The 18,346-nt window shown below is 66.5% G+C and carries 17 protein-coding genes; 9 read left to right on the plus strand and 8 right to left on the minus strand.

What is annotated here, in order from left to right; genetic code table 11:
* The first annotated feature begins 28 nt into the window (after window positions 1-28).
* Window positions 29-499, plus strand: coding sequence for a DUF3237 domain-containing protein (locus tag STE01S_RS04300; protein WP_062765218.1), 471 nt, complete (start codon window positions 29-31; stop codon window positions 497-499).
* 63 nt (window positions 500-562) lie between these two features.
* Here the strand turns inward: STE01S_RS04300 and STE01S_RS04305 are convergent, their stop codons facing one another.
* The 4 genes from STE01S_RS04305 to tpiA form a co-directional block, all read right to left on the minus strand.
* Entirely contained in the window at window positions 563-1,249 is a 687-nt protein-coding gene (locus STE01S_RS04305; protein WP_003043848.1) for a Crp/Fnr family transcriptional regulator, read from the minus strand.
* 24 nt (window positions 1,250-1,273) lie between these two features.
* Window positions 1,274-2,905, minus strand: coding sequence for a CTP synthase (locus STE01S_RS04310; RefSeq protein WP_062765221.1), 1,632 nt, complete (start codon window positions 2,903-2,905; stop codon window positions 1,274-1,276).
* A gap of 110 nt (window positions 2,906-3,015) precedes the next feature.
* Complete coding sequence (gene secG / locus STE01S_RS04315) at window positions 3,016-3,447, minus strand: preprotein translocase subunit SecG (protein WP_040589980.1); 432 nt, start codon at window positions 3,445-3,447, stop codon at window positions 3,016-3,018.
* 100 nt (window positions 3,448-3,547) lie between these two features.
* Window positions 3,548-4,300 carry a triose-phosphate isomerase gene (tpiA, locus tag STE01S_RS04320; protein WP_062765224.1) on the minus strand — a complete coding sequence of 251 codons (753 nt, stop codon included), beginning with the start codon at window positions 4,298-4,300 and terminating at the stop codon, window positions 3,548-3,550.
* 180 nt (window positions 4,301-4,480) lie between these two features.
* Here tpiA and STE01S_RS04325 point away from each other — a divergent pair, with 180 nt between their 5' ends.
* The 6 genes from STE01S_RS04325 (at window position 4,481) to trpC (ending at window position 11,484) form a co-directional block, all read left to right on the plus strand.
* Window positions 4,481-6,427, plus strand: coding sequence for a peptidylprolyl isomerase (locus STE01S_RS04325; protein ID WP_062765227.1), 1,947 nt, complete (start codon window positions 4,481-4,483; stop codon window positions 6,425-6,427).
* A gap of 5 nt (window positions 6,428-6,432) precedes the next feature.
* On the plus strand, window positions 6,433-7,950 hold the full coding sequence (trpE, locus tag STE01S_RS04330; protein ID WP_062765229.1) for an anthranilate synthase component I: 1,518 nt from the start codon (window positions 6,433-6,435) through the stop codon (window positions 7,948-7,950).
* A 36-nt stretch (window positions 7,951-7,986) separates the two neighbouring features.
* Window positions 7,987-9,048 (plus strand): alpha/beta fold hydrolase, encoded by a 1,062-nt coding sequence (locus STE01S_RS04335; protein ID WP_062765232.1) that lies wholly within the window; start codon window positions 7,987-7,989, stop codon window positions 9,046-9,048.
* Window positions 9,049-9,116: 68 nt separating this feature from the next.
* Window positions 9,117-9,707: an anthranilate synthase component II gene (locus tag STE01S_RS04340; protein WP_058811422.1), complete on the plus strand. Its 591-nt coding sequence runs from the start codon at window positions 9,117-9,119 to the stop codon at window positions 9,705-9,707.
* Window positions 9,704-10,702 (plus strand): anthranilate phosphoribosyltransferase, encoded by a 999-nt coding sequence (gene trpD, locus STE01S_RS04345; RefSeq protein WP_062765235.1) that lies wholly within the window; start codon window positions 9,704-9,706, stop codon window positions 10,700-10,702. Before STE01S_RS04340 ends, trpD begins: the two co-directional genes overlap by 4 nt.
* Complete coding sequence (trpC, locus tag STE01S_RS04350) at window positions 10,699-11,484, plus strand: indole-3-glycerol phosphate synthase TrpC (protein ID WP_062765237.1); 786 nt, start codon at window positions 10,699-10,701, stop codon at window positions 11,482-11,484. Before trpD ends, trpC begins: the two co-directional genes overlap by 4 nt.
* Here the strand turns inward: trpC and STE01S_RS04355 are convergent.
* The 4 genes from STE01S_RS04355 to STE01S_RS20275 are packed head-to-tail and all read right to left on the minus strand — an operon-like array spanning window position 11,481 to window position 15,226.
* The gene (locus STE01S_RS04355) at window positions 11,481-12,857 is read right to left on the minus strand and encodes a sensor histidine kinase (RefSeq protein ID WP_062765240.1); all 1,377 of its coding nucleotides are present in this window, start codon (window positions 12,855-12,857) and stop codon (window positions 11,481-11,483) included. The genes trpC and STE01S_RS04355 overlap by 4 nt on opposite strands.
* A complete protein-coding gene (locus STE01S_RS04360) occupies window positions 12,854-13,768 on the minus strand; it encodes a hypothetical protein (protein ID WP_062765243.1) in 915 nt (304 codons plus the stop codon). The genes STE01S_RS04355 and STE01S_RS04360 overlap by 4 nt, the downstream gene beginning before the upstream one ends.
* Window positions 13,769-13,826: 58 nt before the next feature.
* Entirely contained in the window at window positions 13,827-15,041 is a 1,215-nt protein-coding gene (locus STE01S_RS04365) for a hypothetical protein (protein WP_062765246.1), read from the minus strand.
* A 41-nt stretch (window positions 15,042-15,082) separates the two neighbouring features.
* Window positions 15,083-15,226, minus strand: a complete 144-nt coding sequence (locus STE01S_RS20275; protein WP_162928199.1) for a hypothetical protein — start codon at window positions 15,224-15,226, stop codon at window positions 15,083-15,085.
* Window positions 15,227-15,342: 116 nt separating this feature from the next.
* On the opposite strand from STE01S_RS20275, the gene gyrA reads away from it, so the two are divergent.
* A complete protein-coding gene (gyrA, locus tag STE01S_RS04370; RefSeq protein WP_409371968.1) occupies window positions 15,343-18,036 on the plus strand; it encodes a DNA gyrase subunit A in 2,694 nt (897 codons plus the stop codon).
* On the plus strand, window positions 18,033-18,341 hold the full coding sequence (locus STE01S_RS04375) for a DUF952 domain-containing protein (RefSeq protein WP_062765252.1): 309 nt from the start codon (window positions 18,033-18,035) through the stop codon (window positions 18,339-18,341). Before gyrA ends, STE01S_RS04375 begins: the two co-directional genes overlap by 4 nt.
* Window positions 18,342-18,346 lie beyond the last annotated feature (5 nt).

Raw genomic sequence — 18,346 nt, forward strand, 5'->3', positions numbered from 1 at the left:
GCCGACCGGTTCAATGAGAGGACGAACGATGGATAGTCCCGAATTCCGCTACCTGTGTTCCTACCGCGCCGCCTTTACCGAGCCGCAGCAACAGATCGGAACCGCCCATTTCGGGCGCCGGATGATTGCAGCGCTCACCGGCGGCGAAGTCGAAGGCGAGCGATTGCGCGGCCGCGTGATGCCGAGCGGTGGCGACTGGGCGACGATCGACAGCAAGGACACGCTTCGCCTCGACGCCCGGATCACCTTCGAAACCCATGATGGCGCGTTGATCTATGTGTCGTATCGCGGCGTCTTGCGACCGCTGTCGGTGGCGCATCGGCACGCCCGCAACGGCGGCCCGCAAACCGCCGACGAGCGCAAGGAAATCTATTTCCGCACGACTCCGATGTTCGAAACCGGTGACGAACGCTATGCGTGGCTCAACGACATCGTCGCCGTAGGTTTGGGCGCGAGTGTCGGCGGCGCTGTCCGCTACGACGTTTTCGAACTGCTATAATTTCCCGCGAGGCGGTGCCCGACCAAGCGCGCGCGCTCCGGCAGCATGGCCCCGGAAAACGCGCTAGCCTTCGCTTTCGCTGATGTCCTCGAGCAGATCGGCGTCGAGGACGCGTACGCGCCCCTGTTCGAGCGCGATGATCCCCGATTCCTCCCAGCTGCGGAGCTGGCGGTTGATATGTTCGCGGCTCATGCCAGCGAAATTGCCAAGTTCGGTCTGGCTGAGTTCGACCTTATGCTCGGCATCGACGCTGTCCTTGCGGATCAGGCGCTTGAGGTAGCGCGCCAGGCGCGGTCCCGAGGCATAGGCGCGATCGCTTTCGATCGTCTGGTCGGCGGTGCGCAGGCGGCGCGCAAGCTGCTGGAGCAGCGACCAGGCGAAGTCGGGATGGCTGGCGGCGAAATCGCGCATCGCGTTGCGGCCGAGTTGCAGCGCGCTGCCGGCGCTCGTCGCGACGACCGACGCGGTGCGTTCGCCGCCGTCGAGCAACGCGATCTCGCCCAGGACGGCACCCGGCTCGGCATAGGCCAGCACGATCTCGCGCCCGCCCGCGGTCAGCATCGACACGCGCGCGGTGCCTTCGGTCAGGATCAGCATGATGTCGCCGGGATCGCCCTGGACGAGCAGTTCCTTGCCCTTCGCAAAGTTGATCTGCACCGCGCGGCTGGCGATATCGGACCAGTCCTCCAGCGACAGGCCGGAAAAGATGCTGTCAGGCCCCTGAAGCTCGGCGAGTTTCGCGTGATCCATGGGCCCCCTTCCCCTGTTGATCCGTCAGACGAGCCGGCTCTGCTTTACCGCGGCCTCGATGAATCCCTTGAACAGCGGATGCGGATCGAAGGGCTTCGACTTCAGTTCAGGGTGAAACTGCACCCCGATGAACCACGGATGGTCCGGACGTTCGACGATTTCGGGTAACATGCCATCGGGCGACATGCCAGAAAAGACGAGACCGCCGCTTTCGAGCCGGTCGCGATAGGCGCCGTTGACTTCGTAACGGTGGCGGTGACGCTCGCTGATGTCGTTCGCACCATAGATGGTCGAGACATGGCTGTTGGGCGACAGCTTCGCCTCATAGGCGCCAAGCCGCATCGTACCGCCAAGATCGGTGTTCGCGCCGCGCTTCTGCAGCCCCTCGGCACTCATCCATTCGGTGATCAGGCCGACGACGGGTTCGTCGGTCGGGCCGAATTCGGTGCTCGAGGCTTTTTCGATCCCGCTCGTATTCCGCGCCGCCTCGATGCACGCCATCTGCATGCCCAGGCAGATGCCAAAGAAGGGGACGCCCCGCTCGCGCGCGAATTTGACGCTCTCGATCTTGCCTTCCGAACCGCGCTCGCCGAAGCCGCCGGGCACGAGGATGCCGTGCATCGGCTCGAGCTGCGCGGCGAGATCGTCGCCACGTTCGAACATTTCGGCGTCGAGCCAGCGGATATTGACTTTCACCCGGTTCGCCATGCCGCCATGCGCCAGCGCCTCGTTGAGCGATTTATAGGCATCGGGCAGCGACACATATTTGCCGACCACGCCGATCGTCACCTCGCCTTCGGGGTGCCGCTTGCGGTCCATGATGTCGTACCAGGCGGTCAGGTCGGGTTCGCGCACGTCGTGCAGGCCAAACGCGCGCAGCACTTCGCTGTCGAGCCCTTCGCCATGATATTGCACCGGCACCGAATAGATCGAGTCGGCGTCGAGCGCCGGAATCACCGCTTCCTTCCGCACGTTGCAGAATTGCGCAATCTTGGCGCGCTCGCCCTCGGGCAGCGGCTTTTCGCAGCGGCAGAGCAGGATATCGGGCTGGACGCCGAGCGAGGCCAGTTCGCGGACGCTGTGCTGCGTCGGCTTGGTCTTCAATTCGCCCGCGGCGGCAATATACGGAACCAGCGTGACATGCACCGACAGCGTCTTGTCGCGCCCCTCTTCATTGCGAAGCTGGCGGATCGCTTCGATGAACGGCAGCGATTCGATATCGCCGACGGTGCCGCCGATCTCGCACAGCACGAAATCGAGATCGTCGGTTTCGGCGCGCGCGAAGGCCTTGATCGCGTCGGTGACGTGCGGGACGACCTGCACGGTCGCGCCCAGATAGTCGCCGCGGCGCTCCTTGGTGATGATGTCGCGATAGATACGGCCAGAGGTGACATTGTCGCTCTGCCGCGCGGCAACGCCGGTAAAGCGTTCATAATGGCCGAGATCGAGGTCGGTTTCGGCCCCGTCGTCGGTCACATAAACCTCGCCGTGCTGATAGGGCGACATCGTGCCCGGATCGACGTTGAGATAAGGATCGAATTTCCGAATGCGGACGCGATAACCCCGCGCCTGCAACAGAGCCGCAAGGCTAGCCGCCATCAAACCTTTGCCAAGGGAGGAGACCACGCCGCCGGTGATAAAAATGAACCGCGCCATGGGAGGAAAGACTTACTCAAAGGGTGGGTGACGGCGCAAGCCGTCGAATCGCATCCCGCGGAAAAAATTCCGCAGCATGCGGGGACGAATCTGGAAGCTGGAGCTTCCGGTTATTTCTTGGCGGGAGCCTGCTCGGCCGGAGCGTTCTGATTTGCAGCGGCGGCGGCGGCGGCAAGCGGATCGTCGCTTACCGGCGCGGCCGGAGCACCTTGAGCGGGCTGCTGCGCCGGGCCGGTCAGCGGCGCTGCGCCCCCGCTCGGCTGCTGCGCGGTCTTCGACAGCGAGGTGTCGAGCGCCGTGGTGCCGGCACTGCCGACCGACGCCATGGCGGCCAGAACGATCGAAAGGCCGACGAACAGCGTCGCCAGCACGGTCGTCGCGCGGGTCATGAAATCCGCGGCGCCGCGGGCCGAGAGCAGGCCCGCCGGGCTACCGCCGACACCCAGGCCACCACCTTCCGACTTCTGCATCAGGATGACGCCGATCATCGCTGCGGCGACGAGCGCCTGAACGACGAGCAGAAAGGTAAAGAGGCTGGACATCGAATTTTCCCGAAAGCGTTGGTTGGCGCCGGATGGGCCGTGCTTGCGGCGCACATAGAGACGAAGCGCCTCCGCTTCAACCCACAGCGTGCGCCGCGCGTCAGCCGAGCGTCGCCGCCGCCGCGACGATCGGCAGGAATTTCTCCGCGGTCAGGCTCGCCCCGCCGACAAGCGCGCCATCGACGTCGCCCGCGCCGAGCAGTTCGGCGGCATTGTCGCCGTTGACCGAACCACCGTAGAGCAGCCGCATCGCCGCCGCCGCATCGGCGCCGACCTGCGCATCGAGCTGCGCGCGGATCGCGCCGTGCATCGCGGCGACATCGCCGACGGTCGGCACCAGCCCGGTGCCGATCGCCCAGATGGGCTCATAGGCGATAGCGAGCCGCGCCGGATCGAATTCGGTGGGCAGCGACCCCGCGACCTGCGCCAGCACATAGTCGATCGCACCGCCCGATTCGCGCACGCCGCGCGGTTCACCGACGCACAGGATTACCGCAAGTCCGGCCGCCAGCGCCGCCTCGGCCTTGGCCCGGACATCGGCGTCGCTCTCGCCGAACCCCTCGCGGCGTTCGCTATGGCCGACGATGACGAGTGCGGCCCCGGCATCGGCCAGCATCGGCGCTGACACCGATCCCGTGTAGGCGCCCGATGCCGCGCTGTGGCAATCCTGCCCCCCGACTGCGCCCTCGGGCGTTGCCGTCGCCATCGTGGCCACCAGCGTAAAGGGCGGGCACAGCGCGACATCGACCGCGCCATGCGCACGCGCGCCGTCGAAAATCACCCGCGCCTCACCGATCGATGCCGCAAGACCATTCATCTTCCAGTTGCCGACCACATATTTGCGCCGTGCCATCGTTTCCTCTCCTGCGATCGAGCCGTTGCGCCGAGCCCTAGCGGCGGTGGGGATCGAAAGGCAAGCTGCACTGCGCCCCGGCGAGAAAAGGGGCTTTCCCGCCTTGATGCCCGCCGCCTCCCCGCCTAAAGCAACGCCGAAACCACGCGCAATGCGCCACGCCGAAAGAAACGCTCCTCCATGATTACCGCAATCCGTAGCCTTTTCGGATCCCGGCTGGGCAAGGCCCTCGCATTGGGCTTCGTCATCCTCATCGGCGTCGGCTTTGCGCTCGCTGATGTGACGGGGAATTCAAGCTTCGGAGGCCTCGGCGGCGCCAATGTCGCGCGGGTGGGCAAGGAGAATATCGGCATCGGCGAACTGCGCGAGCGCGTTCGCAACGCCTATAATCAGGCGCGCCAGCAGCAGCCGACGCTGACCATGGCTGGCTTCGTCGAATCGGGCGCGGTCGATCAGGTGCTCAACCAGATGATCGACGGTCTGGCGTTCGAACAATTCGCCGACAAGCTGGGCTTCGGCGTCAGCAAGCGCCAGATCGACGGACGCATTGCCGATATTCCCGCCTTCGCCGGCGTGTCGGGCAAGTTCGACCAGACCCGTTACGAAGCCTTCCTGCGCCAGAATAATCTGAGCGAGGCGCAGGTGCGGACCGAGATCAAACAGCAATTGCTGCTCGAACAGTTTGGCGCGCCGATCGGCAATTTGCCGACGATCGCGCCGGGCGTCGCGCAGCCCTATGCCGCGCTGCTCCTTGAAAAGCGCGCGGGCCAGGCCGTCTATATCCCCTCCGCGCCCTTTGCGCCGACCGCTGACCCCGGCGATGCCGCGCTCAAGACCTTCCTGTCGCAGAACAAATCCAAATTCACCGTTCCCGAACGCCGCGTGCTGCAATATGCGCTGTTCGACCGTAGCGCCGTCCCGGTTCCGGCGGTCACCGACGCCGAAATCGCCGCCGCTTACAAGGCCAATGCCGCCCAATATGCAGCGAGCGAGACGCGGCGCTTTGCGCAGGTCATCGCGCCCGATCAGGCGACCGCCAACAGCATCGCGGCGAAGGCCCGCGGCGGCGCCACATTGTCGGCGGCGGCGCAGGGTTCGGGACTTGCCGCTTCGACGACCGGCGAACAGACGCTCGCTGCCTTCACCGCTGCGACGTCGGACACCATCGCCAAGGCGGCCTTTGTGGCCAAGCGCGGCGAAATCGTCGGGCCGCTGCAGACCGGGCTGGGCTGGACCGTGCTGCGTGTCGAGGATGTGATTGCCAAGCCCGCGCGCACGCTGGCCGATGCGACCCCCGAAATTCGCGAGGAACTGGTCAAGAACAAGGCCAATGAAGCGATCGTCGATTATTACAACCAGGTCCAGGACGCCGTGAACAGCGGTGCGTCGATCGAGGAGATCGCCGCAGACCGCAAGCTGAAGCTGGTTCAAACGCCCGCCATCCTGCCGAGCGGCCGTGCGCCGAACGAACCCGGCTTCGCGCTGCCCCCCGAACTGGCGCCGATGGTCGGTCAGGCCTTCCAGGTCGCCGGCGAAGGCGAATCGCAACTTGCGACGCTGGTCGAGAATGAGAAATTCGCCGTCTATTCGGTGAAGTCGGTCGTCGCCGCTGCACCGCCGCCCTTCGACCAGATCCGCAGCGCTTTGCTCGCCGAATGGCGCCTGTCCGAAGGCCAGAAGGTCGCGCGCGACAAGGCCCGGGGAATCGTGAAGGCGGTCGAAGGCGGCAAGAGCCTGGCCGATGCGACGCGCGCCGCCGGCCCCAATCTGGGCAATGTCCAGACCATCGGCGGGCTGCGCGGCGACATGGGCCGCGATGGCAAGCCGGTGCCGCCCGAACTCGCCCTGCTCTTCTCGATGGCGAAGGGCAGCGTCAAGACGCTCGAAATCCCCGGCAACCGCGGCTGGATGGTCCTGTCACTGACCGAGGTGAACCGCCCCGATCCCAAGCAGATCGAACCCGCGCGCGTCGCCGCGATGGCGCAGCCGCTGTCGCAGGCCTTCGGCAACGAACTGGTCGAACAGCTCGCTACCGAGGCGAAGCGCCGCGTCGGCGTGAAGATCAACAAGGATCTCGTCACCCAGCTCACCAGGGAGCTGACCGGCGCGTCGCCGGTCGGCGAATAACCCCGGTGGCGCTGGAAGGCAGGGCCGCCGCGCTCGAAGCGTTGGCCGCGGGGCGCGGCGCCGTCGTCTGGCAACGGATGATCGCCGACGTCGAAACCCCGGTTTCGGCTGCGCTCAAGCTTATCGAGCCGGGCCGCGGCGACTGGGTCCTTGAATCGGTCGAAAGCGGCGAGACGCGCGGACGCTACAGCCTGATCGGCCTCGACCCCGACCTGCTCTTCGAAGTCACCGGCGACACGGCGCGGATCAACCGCGACTGGCGCCACGACCGCGAGGCCTTTCGCCCGGTCGAGGCGGGGGCGCTGCAAGCGCTACGCGATCTGGTCGCCGAATGTCGCTTCGACGTTCCCGAAGCGCTGCCAAAGGCGCTTGCGACGCTCGTCGGCTTCTTCGCTTATGAAACGATCGGCCTCGTCGAGCGGATCCCGCGCGCCGCGGGGGCGGGTCTGAACCTGCCCGACATGGTGTTCGTGCGCCCGACGACGATCCTCGTCTTCGACCGCTTGGCCGACGAGCTGTTCCTGATCGCGCCGATCTGGCCCGATCCCGACGCGCCGATCGACCGTATGATCGACGGCGCGCAGGACCGTATCGACACGATCGCCGCCCGCCTGTCGAGCGCGAACGCGCATGGCGCCAAGGCAGAGACCGCGCTGCTTCCCGATATGGTCGCGGCGCAGCCGGCGACGACGCCCGAGCGCTTCGCCGAAATGGTCGCGGCGGCGAAGGAATATATCGCGGCGGGCGACATATTTCAGGTGGTGCTGTCGCAGCGTTTCTCGACGCCCTTCGACCTGCCGCCCTTCGATCTCTACCGGGCGTTGCGGCGCATCAACCCCTCACCCTTCCTCTATTTCCTCGACCTGCCGGGCTTTGCGCTGATCGGCTCGTCGCCTGAAATATTGGTGCGCGTTCGCGATGGCGAGATCACCATTCGCCCGATCGCGGGCACGCGTCCGCGCGGCCGGACCAGCGCCGAGGATGCCGAAAATCGCGAAAGCCTGCTCGCCGATCCCAAGGAGCGCGCCGAGCATCTGATGCTGCTCGACCTCGGCCGCAACGACGTCGGCCGCGCCGCGGTCGGCGGCAGCGTGACCGTTACCGACAGCTATACCGTCGAATTCTACAGCCATGTCATGCACATCGTGTCGAACGTCATCGGCCGTATCGCGCCCGACAAGGACGCGATCGACGCGCTGTTCGCGGGCTTTCCGGCCGGCACCGTCAGCGGCGCGCCCAAGGTGCGGGCGTGCCAGATCATCGCCGAACTCGAAGCCGAAGCGCGCGGGCCTTATGCCGGCGGCGTCGGCTATTTCGCGCCCGACGGCAATATGGACAGCTGCATCGTGCTGCGCACCGCGATCGTGCAGGACGGGACGATGTATGCGCAGGCCGGCGCCGGCATCGTCGCCGACAGCGATCCCGCCTATGAACAGCGCGAATGCGAGGCCAAGGCCGGCGCACTGTTCGCCGCCGCGCGCGAGGCGGTGAAGCTGGCCGGCACGCCGGGTTACGGACAATAGCTTGACCGGCGGGCGCGGTGCGTTAGCGTCGCGCTCATGCTGAAACGCCTCCTCCCGCTTGCCCTGCTGCTCGCCGCTTTTCCTGCTCAGGCCCAGACGGTCGAGGGCGCGATCGACGGCGATGCAATACTGAAGGATTTCACCTTCCGTTCGGGCGAAAAACTGCCCGAACTCAAGATGCATTATACCACGCTCGGCAAGCCGCAGCGCGACGCGAGCGGCGCAATCGTCAATGCGGTGATGATCCTCCACGGCACCGGCGGAACCGGCAAACAATTTCTCCAGCCGCAATTTGCGGGCGAATTATTCGGTCCCGGCCAGCCGCTCGACACCGCAAAATATTACGTCATCCTGCCCGACAATATCGGTCATGGCGGATCGTCGAAGCCGAGCGACGGGATGCGCATGGCGTTTCCCAGATATGACTATGACGACATGGTGGCGGCGCAGCACCGGCTGCTGACCGAAAAGCTGGGAATCGGCGAGCTCCAACTCATCCTCGGCACCTCGATGGGGTGCATGCACGCCTTTGTCTGGGGTGAAAGCTGGCCTGGCTTTGCCAAGCGGCTCGCGCCTTTCGCTTGCCTGCCCGTCGAAATTGCCGGCGAAAACCGGATGTGGCGCACGCTGATTATCGACGCGATCAAGGCCGACCCAGCGTGGAACGGCGGCAATTACACGCAGGAGCCCGCCGCGGGTCTGCGGACCGCCACCTCGATCGGGCTGATCGCGGGGTCGAACCCCTATGCCCTGCAGGCGCAATATCCGACGCGCGCCGCCGCCGAAGCCTATAAGGACACCGCCTTCGCGCGCAGTTACGGCCGCAACGATGCCAATGACGTTATTTATCAGTTCGATGCGTCGCGAACCTATAATCCCTGGGCGGATCTCGAAAAGATCGACGTGCCCCTTTTGTGGGTCAATTCGGCCGACGATTTCATCAATCCGCCGGGCTATGGCATCGCCGAACAGGCGGCCGCACGCATGCCCAGGGCCCGCTATGTCCTGATCCTCGCGTCACCCGAAACCAAGGGGCATGGCACGCATAGCTGGGCGAAATTCTGGAAGGACGATCTCGCGAAGCTGATGGCCGAATAAAGCCCGCTTTGGGGCCGCCGAAGCTTCTATCCCTTCCCCCCGCTACGCAAAAGCATTAGGGCCGCGCCATGATCCTGGTCATCGACAATTACGACAGCTTCACCTTCAACCTCGTTCATTATCTGATCGAGCTCGGTGCCGAGGTGCGCGTCGTGCGCAACGACGATCTGACCGCTGCCGAGGCACTGGCAACCGGCGCGGAAGCAATGCTGATCTCGCCGGGGCCCTGCACGCCGAACGAAGCCGGGATCAGTCTCGACCTCGTCGCTGCCTGCGCCGCCGCCCGGCGACCGCTGCTCGGCGTCTGCCTGGGGCATCAGGCGATCGGCCAGCATTTCGGCGCGACCGTCCAGCGCGGGCATCTCATGCACGGCAAGACCTCGCCCGTCTGCCACGATGGCACGGGACTGTTCGCCGGCCTGCCCTCACCCTTCACCGCGACCCGCTATCACAGCCTAGAGGTCGTCGACATTCCCGACTGCCTCGCGATCAATGCGACGAGCGACGATGGCGCGGTGATGGGGTTCCGGCACGTCGACCTGCCGATCCACAGCGTGCAATTCCACCCCGAAAGCATCGCGACCGAGCATGGTCACGCAATGCTCGCCAATTTCATGAGCATCGCCGGGCTGCCGGTTCGCGCCCGCCAGGCGGCATGAGCCGCTTCGGTCCCTTTCCCGACCCGACGGGACAACTCGCGCCCGATGAGGCGGCGCACGCCTTTGCGACGATGCTCGATGGCGGCGGCAGCGACGAGGAGGTCGCGGCCTTTCTGGTTGCGCTGTCCGACCGCGGCGAGACGACGGTCGAAATCGCCGCCGCGGCGCAGGCGATGCGCGACCGGCTGATCCCGATCGCCGCGCCCGAGGGGGCCATCGACGTCTGCGGCACCGGCGGCGACGGCCACCACACGCTCAACGTCTCCACCGCCGTATCGCTGGTGGTTGCAGCATGCGAAGTGCCCGTTGCAAAGCACGGAAATCGCGCGGCTTCGTCAAAGGCAGGTGCCGCCGACACGCTCGAGGCGCTCGGCCTCGACATGGCGCGCGCGGGCCGGATGGCGGAGGCCCAGCTCGCCGATCTCGGCATCTGTTTCCTGTTCGCGGCGAACCACCACCCCGCGATGGCGCGTATCCAGCCGATCCGCAAGGCTATCGGCCGCCGCACCATCTTCAACCTGATGGGGCCGCTCGCCAATCCGGCCCGCGTCACGCGCCAGCTCGTCGGCATCGCGCGTCCCGCCTATGTCCCTGTCTATGCCGGCGCGCTGCACCAGCTTGGCACCGATCATTCGCGGGTCGTATCGGGCGACGAGGGGCTCGACGAACTGTCGCTCGCGGGCGGCAACGAGGTTGCGGTGGTCACGCGCGCCGGGGTGCAGATGCAGCGCAGCAGCGCCGCCGACGCCGGACTGTCGACGCATCCGATCGCGGCGATCCGTGGCGGTGACGCAAGCTATAATGCCAAGGCGCTGCGCGCGCTGCTCCAGGGGGAAACCGGCGCCTATCGCGATGCCGTTCTCTACAATGCCGCCGAAGCGCTCATGGTCGCGGGCGCGGTCGATACCTTGGCGGACGGGGTCGAGGAGGCCGCCGAAGCCATCGACAAGGGGCTCGCCAACGCGCTGCTCAACTGCTGGATCGCGTATAAATGAACAAGCTCACCCAGATCCTCGAAACCAAGGCCGGCGAAGTCGCCGCGCGCCGTGCGCAGCGCACGCTCGCCGATCTCGATGCCGTCGATGCCGGCCCGGTGCGCGGCTTTGCCGCCGCTCTGCGCCGCAAGATCGACGCGGGCGGCTATGGCCTGATTGCCGAAGTCAAGAAAGCATCGCCGTCCAAAGGGCTGATCCGCGAAGATTTTTCTCCCGCCGATCATGCCCGCGCTTATGCCGCTGGCGGCGCGGCCTGCCTGTCGGTGCTGACCGACGCCCCCTATTTTCAGGGGCATGAGGATTATCTGGTCGCCGCGCGCGCCGCCTGCGCGCTGCCCGTGCTGCGCAAGGATTTCATGATCGATCCGTGGCAGGTCGCCGAAGCGCGGGCGATCGGCGCCGATGCGATCTTGATCATCGTCGCGGCGCTGGATGATGGCGCGATGCGCGAGATCGAGGCGGCGGCGGTCGAACGCGGCATGGATGTGCTGGTCGAAGTGCATGACGAGGCCGAACTCGACCGCGCGTTGACGCAGCTCAGGTCGCGGCTCATCGGCGTCAACAACCGCGACTTGCGCAGCTTCGAAACCGATCTCGGCGTCACCGAACGGCTGGCGAAACTTGTTCCCGCCGGAACCCTGCTCGTCGGCGAAAGCGGCATCGCGAGCCACGCCGATTGCGCACGGCTTGCGCGGAGCGGCGTTCGCGCCTTTCTGGTCGGGGAAAGCCTGATGCGCCACGCCGATGTCGAAGCGGCAACCAGGGCGCTGCTGCTCGGCTAAGCTTCGCGCGCGGGCAGGCTCAAGGTGAAGCGGGCGCCCTGGCCGGGGGCGCTGTCGACGGTGAGGTCGCCGTCCATCGCGCGCGCCAGGCGGCGCGCGATATAGAGGCCAAGCCCCGATCCGCCGCTGTCGGTGCGGCCAAGCCGTTCGAATTTTTCGAACACCACCGCCTGCTGGTCGGTGGCAATCCCCTGCCCTTGATCGGCGACGGTCACCATGGCGCGGTCGCCTTCGCGGTCGACGCGAATCCAGATTTGCGACTGTTCGGGCGAATAGCGGATCGCATTGCCGAGCAGATTGAGCAGCACCTGAAGCACGCGGCGGAACTCGCCATAGGCGGGCATCCGGTCGTCGGTACGCGGCGCGTCGATACGGATGCCCTTTTCCTCCGCTTTCATGCCGAGCAGGCCGACTGCGCGGCGCGCTAGGTCGCCAAGGTCGATTTCATCGCGCGCCGCCTTGAACCCCGGGCGTTCGATATTCTGCAAGTCGGCAAGATCATCGACCAGTCCCAGCAAATGCCGGCCTGCATGCGCGATATCGCCGGCATAACGGGCATAGTCGGCGCGGATCGGGCCGTCGAACTGACCATGAATCGTCTCCGCAGTCGCGATGATGCGGCTGAGCGGCCCACGCAGCGCACCGTCGATCCGGCGCCCGAATTGCGGGTCGGACAGCGGCAGCGAGCCAAAGGCGGGATCGATGGTGCCGGATGTCGGCGCAGCGCCCGTCCTTTCGGGATCGCGCACCGCAATGCCGCGAAAACCGGTGAAGCCTCCCGTTGCGTCGAACAGCGCCTCGCCCGCCACCGTCATCGTCAGCGGCGTGCCGCCGATCTCGACGCGAACGCGCTGGCCCTGGAAGCTTGCCTGCCGCGCGAGCGCGCGCAGCACGGCAAAGCGCCCGTCGGCATCGGGTTGAAGCTCGAACAATTCGGACAGCGACCGCCCCTCCCAACCGGCGGGGATCGACGGAGCCTCCGCCCCAGCGCGCAGCGCCACGACGCGCAGATGCTGGTCGCATTCCCACGCCCATCCGTGCGGCACAATCCCCACGTCGGCGACCGGCGGCGTCTGCGGCATCACGACGGGCCGTGTGCGCCAGTCGCTGATCTCGATCGTCGCGCCATCGGCATCGGGCGCGATGCGTACCAGCGCGTGAATGTCGCTATGATCGTCGGCGGTATAGAGCGGCCGGCTGATGTCGCGCTGAAGCCGCTGCGCAAGTGCGACGAGCCGCGCGAGTTGCGGCAGCGCGAGCGGACGGCCAAGGCCCGCCCCGGCGCGCTGTTGCAGGCGGAGCAGCGACGGATCGGCGCTGACGAGCGCTCCGCCAGCATCGACGCGGCCGCGAATGATGCGTTCGCCGCTCATGCCGTGGCCCCCGAACCGGCATCATCGCCAGCCAGCGCCCGCGCCGGCAGCATCGCCAGCGACGCCTCAAGCGGCGCCAGCGCAGCCGAATCGAGCCGCAACGGTGCAAGAAGGACCGGCAACGCGGCCGCCTCGGCAGTAATCAGCGCCAGTGCCATGTCGGCATAACGCCGTTTGCCCGCCGCCGCGGCAAGCGCAACAAGCGTCGTCCAGTCGTGCCGCGCGATGGCTCCCGCCGCCACCGCGGACAAATCTCCATTCGCGATCAGTATGGCGTGGTAAGCCTTTGCCTCGGCGTCGATTCCCGTTGCACTCTGCTGTGCCTCGCCGGTGGTTCGTACCGCATCGCCGAGCGCCGCCGCGCGATTGCCGTCGCCCTTGTCCCGCGCCAGCCACCACGCCGCAATATCAAGCAGCAGCGCGCGAAGCAGGTCCGGATCGAGATCGGCGACCGCGATCGCCGGGTTTCCGAGCGCGTCAAAGCGGCGCCGGTCGGCAATCCGCAGCGCAAGAAAGGCCCGATCGGTATCGCTGAGCTCGCTTTCGCCCGCAGCCGGCAGACCGTCGGCGGTTTCGGCTGTGCCCGGCGACACCGTCGGCGCACTCTGCGCCGACTGCTGCCGCCAGCGATGTTCTTCCCCGCGCGCGAAACAGGCCGGAGCCAAGCGCTCGGCCGAGGGGATTCCGCTCGCGAGCCAGTCGTCCCACAGCGCCGTAACATCGATCCCGACATCCAGTTCGGCCGCCAGCGTCGTGACGAGCCGCCGGGCAATTCCCAGCGACAGCGCGCGCTGTTCCTCGGTCAGATGCCCCGCGGTCGGCGCCGCCAGATAGGCCGCCAGTTCGCGCAGCCGCGCCGACAGCGTCGGCGACGGCAGATCGGGACCGGTCGAGGGGAAGGATTCAGCCATGCACGCTCGCGGATAGCAGCATGTCGTTAATAGGCATTAAACCTTGAAGGCCTTTGTTCTACTTGGCTTCCGGTCGCCGCGCGAGGCGCATCCAGAGCAAAATCTGGAACAGCGCCAACAGCGGCAGGATCGCGAACATCAGCGGCGCCACCCCGAAAACCAACGCCGGCGCGAGCATGATCCATGCCTGATCGGCGTCGGGAAGCAGCCAGTGAAAGCGGCGCTTTTCGCCCGCATCTTCATAGAGCAGGCGCGCGAGCAGGATCGTCGCGGCAAGGCATGGCGCAAGCGCCGCTTCCGAAAAGCGCGGCATCGCGTGCGCCGCCCCGCCGAGCGAGAGCAGCCAGGGAAAAGCCGCCAGCAACAGCCACGCAAAACTGCGGATGATCGCGCGTACCCGGTCGTGCGCCGCGCTCTGGGCGCGAAAGGAGGCGAGAAAGCGCATCGCGGCGAGGCAGAGGCCGCCAAGCACGGCGACCAGCGCGCCCGCCGCCGCCAGCCCGCTTGCGGCGAGCAGCGCAACGCCGATCCAGAGCAGCGCGGTGACATAGGGCAGATAGCGCGCGGTTTTGGGCGATCGCACGAGCAGCGGCCCCGCAAGCCGGATCAACGGCATCATGATCGCCGAGCGGCCGAGCCCCATGCCGCCATAATCGACCTGCTGCAGGCTCGATTGCTCGATCAGCGCCGCGGTCGGCCGGTCGGTGACGATCGCGATGTCGCCCTGCTCAAACAGCGCGGGCTCGCAATAGAGTCGGCGCGCGCCGGTCTGCACCGCCATCCGCAGCAGCGTCAGCATTACGTCCCATTCGCCGGGCATATTGGCCAGATCGCGCACCATCGCGTCCGAAATACAGGCAAGCCCGCCCCAGCGCCGGGTCGCGTCGATGCGTTCGAACCCCTGCGTCAGCAGCGTGTCGGCGGTGACGAGGATCGCCGGCGAACCCGGCTTGGCAATCGCCGCATAATGGGCGCTGCCCGCACGCAAACCGTCGGCGACCAGGATGATGCGATCGTCGCCCTCGACCAGCGCCATCAGGTCGCTCGCCTCGCGCACCGGCGTCACCTTCATCCCGCGGCGGCGGATACGGTCGCATGTCGCCAGCAGATCGGCCGGCACCGCCGCGACGGCCACGGCGATATGCGTAACCCCGACGTCGGCAAGCCGCGCCGCCTGCCGCTCGATCAGCGTCTCGCCCGCGATCGCGACGAGCGCGCGCAGTCCGCCGTCGGGCAGCATTTCGCTGGCGCCGACCAGCGCGATCAAGGCCATCGGCGTCCCCCATTTGCAGCACAGATCATCGCCGCCGACCTTTAGGCGCGAAGGACCGATTGGCAAGCGATCATCTTCCGAACCGCCGTCATGACGTCATCCTTCCCGCCCCGCGCAAAAGCCTTGCCGAGCCGGGAAAAAATCGCGCCGAAAGCCACCGAATCGCTGGCAAAGACGCCGGTCATGGGCTAGGCCCGAAGCATCTCCCGATAGCGCAACAGAAGGCCGGGCTTTGACCGAAGAAAATACGCATTTGCCGCCGTCCGACGATGGCATTTCGCCGATCAACATCGTCGACGAAATGAAGACGTCCTACCTCGATTACGCGATGAGCGTGATCGTCAGCCGCGCGCTGCCCGACGTGCGCGACGGGTTGAAGCCGGTGCATCGCCGCATCCTCTACGCAGCGCAGGAAGGCGGCTTCATTCCCGGCCGCCCGTACAAGAAATCGGCGAAGATCGTCGGCGACGTCATGGGTAACTACCACCCGCACGGCGACAGCGCGATTTATGACGCTCTCGCCCGCATGACGCAGGACTGGTCGCTCCGCGTGCCGCTGATCGACGGCCAGGGCAACTTCGGCTCGATGGACCCCGATCCGCCGGCGTCGATGCGCTATACCGAAGCGCGCCTTGCCAAGACCGCGATGGTGCTGCTGAACGACCTGGACAAGGATACCGTCGACTTCCAGCCCAATTATGACGCGAGCCGCGACGAGCCGACGGTGCTCCCGGCGCGTTTCCCGAACCTGCTCGTCAACGGCGCGGGCGGCATTGCGGTCGGCATGGCGACCAACATCCCGCCGCACAACCTTGGCGAAGTCGTCGATGCGACGCTCGCGATGATCGACCGCCAGCTCGAGGGCGGCCCGGACATCACCCTCGAAGAACTGATGGCGATCGTCCCCGGCCCCGATTTCCCGACCGGCGCGATGATGCTCGGCCAGGGCGGCGCACGCAACGCCTATGCCACCGGCCGCGGCTCGATCATGATGCGTGCGACGCATATCATCGAGGAAGGCAGGAACGACCGCCAATCGATTGTTCTGACGTCCATTCCTTTTCAAGTCGGCAAGTCCGGACTCGTCGAGAAGATCGCCGAGGCGGCGCGCGACAAGCGCATCGAGGGCGTCGCCGACATCCGCGACGAATCGAACCGCGAGGGCGTGCGCGTCGTTATCGAGCTGAAGCGCGACGCCACCGCCGAGGTCGTCCTGAACCAGCTCTGGCGCCACACCCCGGCGCAGTCGAGCTTCCCCGCGAACATGCTCGCGATCCGTGGCGGCCGCCCCGAAATGATGGGGCTGAAGGATATTCTTTCGGCCTTCATCGCCTTCCGCGAAGAGGTCATCACCCGCCGCTGCAAATTCGAACTCGCCAAGGCGCGCGACCGCGCGCACATCTTGCTCGGCCTTGTCGTCGCGGTCAGCAATCTCGACGAGGTTGTGCGCATCATCCGCGGCTCGAACTCGCCCGCTGCGGCCCGCGAAGCGCTGCTCGCGCGCGAATGGCCGATCGGCGAGATCGCGCCCTATATCCGCCTCGTCGAAGCGATCGAGGGCGAGATGGAGGACACCGCGACCTATCGTCTTTCCGAAATACAGGTGAAGGCGATTCTCGACCTGCGCTTGCATCGTCTGACCGCGCTCGGTCGCGACGAAATCGGCAAGGAACTCGGCGAGTTGGCGAGCGAGATTGAGGAACTGCTTTCGATCCTCGCCGACCGCGTCAAACTCTATGGCGTGATGCGTGAAGAGCTGGTCGCGGTGCGCGACGAATTCGCCACCCCGCGCAAGACGTTGGTTGCCCCCGCCGCCGATGGCATCGACGACGAGGATCTGATCGAGCGCGAGGAGATGGTCGTTACCGTCACCCTCGACGGCTATATCAAGCGCACCCCGCTCGACACCTTCCGCGCCCAGCGTCGCGGCGGCAAGGGCCGCGCCGGCATGGCGACGAAGGACGAAGATGTCGTCACCGAATTGTTCGTCACCTCGACGCATACGCCGGTGCTGTTCTTCTCCACCGCGGGCAAGGTCTATCGCATGAAGGTATGGCGCCTGCCCGAAGGCGGGCCGGCCACGCGCGGCCGCCCGATGATCAACCTGCTCCCGCTCGCGCAGGGCGAGACGATCTCGACCGTCCTCCCGTTGCCCGAGGACGAGGGCGAATGGGGCAAGCTCCACGTCATGTTCGCGACCGCGAAGGGTAGCGTGCGTCGCAACAGCATGGACGCCTTCACCAACGTGCCCTCGAACGGCAAGATCGCGATGAAGTTCGAAGGCGATGACGAAGACGATCGCTTGATCGGCGTCGCGCTGCTCGACGAAAGCGACGATGCGCTGCTCGCGACGCGGCAGGGCAAGGCGATCCGCTTCGCCGGTGACGATGTACGCGAATTCCAGAGCCGCAATTCGACCGGCGTGCGCGGTATGCGCCTCGCCGAGGGCGACGAGGTGATCTCGCTCTCGATCCTCCACCGCGTCGGCACCAGCAGCGAGGAGCGCGAAGCCTATCTGCGCGCGGCCCCGTGGAAGGACAATGAAAACGCGCCGACGCTGCCGGCCGACCGGATGGAGGAGCTCGCCGCACGCGAACAGTTCATCCTGACGATCTGCGCCAACGGCTATGGCAAGCTGTCCTCCGCCTATGAATATCGCCGCACCGGCCGCGGCGGCCAGGGGATCACCAATATCGAGAATATCGGCCGCAACGGCCCGGTCGTGGCGAGCTTCCCGGCAACGCAGGCGCATCAGCTGATGCTCGTGACCGATCAGGCGAAGCTCATTCGCATGGGACTCGGCAGCCTGCGCGTCATCGGCCGCGGATCGGCGGGCGTGCGCCTGTTCGACGTCGCCAAGGACGAACATGTCGTATCGGCGGCGCTGATCGAGGATAGCGAGGACGAGGCGCTCGATGCGGCCGATGCTCCGGCGGAGGCAACGGAAGCGGCCGATGGGACCACCGACGCGGGACCGGACGGCGCCGGCGAATGACCGCCGGCACCGCCTTCAAGGTGCTGACCGCCGACCAGTGGATGGATTTCGAGCGCGAAGGCCTGTTCCACGGCGCCCCCGTGGACCATGCCGACGGCTATATCCACATGTCAACCGCCGAGCAGCTTGCGGAAACGCTCGCCAAACATTTTGCCGGGCAGCAGGGGCTGGTAATCGCCGAGGTCGATCTTGCCCCGCTGGGCAAGGCGGTGCGCTGGGAAGAGTCGCGCGGCGGCCAGCTCTTCCCGCATCTTTACGGCACGTTGCCGATGACGGCGGTCGTCCGCGTCGAAAGCCGCGACTGACGGCA

The organism is Sphingopyxis terrae subsp. terrae NBRC 15098, from assembly GCF_001598815.1.
GTDB lineage: Bacteria > Pseudomonadota > Alphaproteobacteria > Sphingomonadales > Sphingomonadaceae > Sphingopyxis > Sphingopyxis terrae.

Excerpts from the sequence above, each read along its gene's own strand:
- STE01S_RS04300 (WP_062765218.1), top strand. The coding sequence starts at position 29 with ATGGATAGTCCCGAATTCCGCTACCTGTGTTCCTACCGCGCCGCCTTT.
- STE01S_RS04305 (WP_003043848.1), bottom strand. The coding sequence starts at position 1,249 with ATGGATCACGCGAAACTCGCCGAGCTTCAGGGGCCTGACAGCATCTTT.
- STE01S_RS04310 (WP_062765221.1), bottom strand. The coding sequence starts at position 2,905 with ATGGCGCGGTTCATTTTTATCACCGGCGGCGTGGTCTCCTCCCTTGGC.
- secG (WP_040589980.1), bottom strand. The coding sequence starts at position 3,447 with ATGTCCAGCCTCTTTACCTTTCTGCTCGTCGTTCAGGCGCTCGTCGCC.
- tpiA (WP_062765224.1), bottom strand. The coding sequence starts at position 4,300 with ATGGCACGGCGCAAATATGTGGTCGGCAACTGGAAGATGAATGGTCTT.
- STE01S_RS04325 (WP_062765227.1), top strand. The coding sequence starts at position 4,481 with ATGATTACCGCAATCCGTAGCCTTTTCGGATCCCGGCTGGGCAAGGCC.
- STE01S_RS04335 (WP_062765232.1), top strand. The coding sequence starts at position 7,987 with ATGCTGAAACGCCTCCTCCCGCTTGCCCTGCTGCTCGCCGCTTTTCCT.
- STE01S_RS04340 (WP_058811422.1), top strand. The coding sequence starts at position 9,117 with ATGATCCTGGTCATCGACAATTACGACAGCTTCACCTTCAACCTCGTT.
- trpD (WP_062765235.1), top strand. The coding sequence starts at position 9,704 with ATGAGCCGCTTCGGTCCCTTTCCCGACCCGACGGGACAACTCGCGCCC.
- trpC (WP_062765237.1), top strand. The coding sequence starts at position 10,699 with ATGAACAAGCTCACCCAGATCCTCGAAACCAAGGCCGGCGAAGTCGCC.
- STE01S_RS04355 (WP_062765240.1), bottom strand. The coding sequence starts at position 12,857 with ATGAGCGGCGAACGCATCATTCGCGGCCGCGTCGATGCTGGCGGAGCG.
- STE01S_RS04360 (WP_062765243.1), bottom strand. The coding sequence starts at position 13,768 with ATGGCTGAATCCTTCCCCTCGACCGGTCCCGATCTGCCGTCGCCGACG.
- STE01S_RS04365 (WP_062765246.1), bottom strand. The coding sequence starts at position 15,041 with ATGGCCTTGATCGCGCTGGTCGGCGCCAGCGAAATGCTGCCCGACGGC.
- STE01S_RS20275 (WP_162928199.1), bottom strand. The coding sequence starts at position 15,226 with ATGACCGGCGTCTTTGCCAGCGATTCGGTGGCTTTCGGCGCGATTTTT.
- gyrA (WP_409371968.1), top strand. The coding sequence starts at position 15,343 with ATGAAGACGTCCTACCTCGATTACGCGATGAGCGTGATCGTCAGCCGC.
- STE01S_RS04375 (WP_062765252.1), top strand. The coding sequence starts at position 18,033 with ATGACCGCCGGCACCGCCTTCAAGGTGCTGACCGCCGACCAGTGGATG.